At 53.9% G+C, this 2,809-nt stretch carries 1 rRNA gene; it reads right to left on the bottom strand.

The features are described from left to right. Window positions 1–139 precede the first annotated feature (139 nt). Window positions 140–2,809, bottom strand: a 23S ribosomal RNA gene (locus tag LB543_RS33690); the annotation flags it as partial.

Below are 2,809 nucleotides of genomic sequence, written 5' to 3'. Positions count from 1 at the left end.
CGACTGCGCGTCGCCGGTTTACCGGCGCCCTCGCGGAGCATAGGCCCCGAAGGGGCCGCTCATGCGTGAGCGCTGGCTAAACATCTGACTTCAGGCGACAATCCTTTGGATTGCGCCGAAATGGACATTAGGAATGAGAACGATCAAGCCGATCGAACTATTAGTACCGGTAAGCTTCAAGCGTTGCCGCTCTTCCACACCCGGCCTATCAACGTGGTCGTCTTCCACGGTTCTCAGGGAATACTCGTTTTAAGGTGGGTTTCCCGCTTAGATGCCTTCAGCGGTTATCCCGTCCGGATATAGCTACCCTGCTATGCGGCTGGCGCCACAACAGGTCCACCAGAGATCCGTCCATCCCGGTCCTCTCGTACTAGGGACAGATCCTTTCAATATTCCTACACCCACGGCAGATAGGGACCGAACTGTCTCACGACGTTCTGAACCCAACTCACGTACCGCTTTAAATGGCGAACAGCCATACCCTTGGGACCTGCTCCAGCCCCAGGATGCGATGAGTCGACATCGAGGTGCCAAACAACCCCGTCGATATGGACTCTTGGGGGTCATCAGCCTGTTATCCCCGGCGTACCTTTTATCCGTTGAGCGATGGCCCTTCCACGCGGGACCACCGGATCACTATGACCGACTTTCGTCTCTGCTCGACTTGTCAGTCTCGCAGTCAGGCAGGCTTATGCCATTGCACTCAGCGAACGATTTCCGACCGTTCTGAGCCCACCATCGCGCGCCTCCGTTACTCTTTAGGAGGCGACCGCCCCAGTCAAACTACCCACCATACATTGTCCCGGACCCGGATAACGGGCCGCGGTTAGACATCCATAGTAATAAGGGTGGTATTTCAAGGGTGGCTCCACCTGAGCTGGCGCCCAGGTTTCAAAGCCTACCACCTATCCTACACATGCCACTACGAATGCCAATGTAAAGCTATAGTAAAGGTGCACGGGGTCTTTCCGTCTAACCGCAGGAACCCCGCATCTTCACGGGGAATTCAATTTCACTGAGTCTATGCTGGAGACAGCGGGGAAGTCGTTACGCCATTCGTGCAGGTCGGAACTTACCCGACAAGGAATTTCGCTACCTTAGGACCGTTATAGTTACGGCCGCCGTTTACTGGGGCTTCGATTCAGAGCTTGCACCCCTCCTCTTAACCTTCCAGCACCGGGCAGGCGTCAGACCCTATACGTCGTCTTGCGACTTCGCAGAGCCCTGTGTTTTTGATAAACAGTCGCTACCCCCTGGTCTGTGCCACCCTCCTCTACTTGCGTAGAAAAGGGTCACGCTTCTTCCGAAGTTACGCGTGCAATTTGCCGAGTTCCTTCAGCATAGTTCTCTCAAGCGCCTTGGTATACTCTACCAGACCACCAGTGTCGGTTTCGGGTACGGTTTATAAGGAGGAGCTATTTCCTGGAACCACGCAGCAGCCCGTTCAATCCGATAAGATTGGACTACCTCAATGATCCGTCACTACCTCCAAGCCCACGAATATTAACGTGGTTCCCATCGACTACGCGTTTCCGCCTCGTCTTAGGGGCCGGCTAACCCTGCTCAGATTAGCTTTAAGCAGGAACCCTTGGTCTTTCGGCGGGGGAGTCTCTCACTCCCCTTACGTTACTCATGTCAGCATTCGCACTTCTGATACCTCCACCACCCCTCACGGGTATGGCTTCATCAGCTTACAGAACGCTCCGCTACCGCTTGGCCCTTGCGGACCAAACCCTAAGCTTCGGTGTATGGCTTTAGCCCCGTTACATTTTCGGCGCAAAGACCCTTATTTAGACCAGTGAGCTGTTACGCTTTCTTTAAATGATGGCTGCTTCTAAGCCAACATCCTGGTTGTTTTGGGATCCTCACATCCTTTCCCACTTAGCCATAACTTGGGGACCTTAGCTGTAGGTCAGGGTTGTTTCCCTTTTCACGACGGACGTTAGCACCCGCCGTGTGTCTGCCGACTAGTACTCCCAGGTATTCGGAGTTTGGTTAGGTTTGGTAATCCGGTGAGGACCCCTAGCCCATCCAGTGCTCTACCCCCTGGGGTATTCGGTCGACGCTCTACCTAAATAGATTTCGCGGAGAACCAGCTATTTCCGAGTTTGATTGGCCTTTCACCCCTAGCCACAAGTCATCCCGAACTATTGCAACAGTTATGGGTTCGGTCCTCCAGTAAGTGTTACCTTACCTTCAACCTGCTCATGGCTAGATCACTCGGTTTCGGGTCTAATGCGACGAACTGAACGCCCTGTTCAGACTCGCTTTCGCTGCGCCTACACCTACCGGTTTAAGCTTGCTCGTCACACTAAGTCGCTGACCCATTATACAAAAGGTACGTGGTCACCCTTGCGGGCTCCCACTGTTTGTAGGCAATCGGTTTCAGGTACTCTTTCACTCCCCTTGTCGGGGTGCTTTTCACCTTTCCCTCACGGTACTAGTTCGCTATCGGTCATGCACGAGTACTTAGGCTTGGAGGGTGGTCCCCCCAATTTCAGACAGGATTTCACGTGTCCCGCCTTACTCGAGGACGATTGATTGCATTACGCGTACGGGGCTGTCACCCACTATGGCCCTACTTTCCAGAAGGTTCCGCTTGTCTCTCAATCGCCACTGGCCTGGTCCGGGTTCGCTCGCCACTACTTCCGGAGTCTCGGTTGATGTCCTTTCCTACGGGTACTTAGATGTTTCAGTTCCCCGCGTTCGCCACTTTATCCCTATGTATTCAGGATAAGTTACCTATAACAGATACTTGGAAACCACAGCAGCAAGCCCGCGCGACCTCGAAGAGATCGTCGCCTCACGC

The organism is Mesorhizobium sp. ESP7-2 (genome assembly GCF_020164715.1).
Taxonomy (GTDB): Bacteria; Pseudomonadota; Alphaproteobacteria; order Rhizobiales; family Rhizobiaceae; genus Mesorhizobium.
Note: the sequence above shows the minus strand (reverse complement) of the source record. Positions and strands in the feature narration are given on the sequence as shown.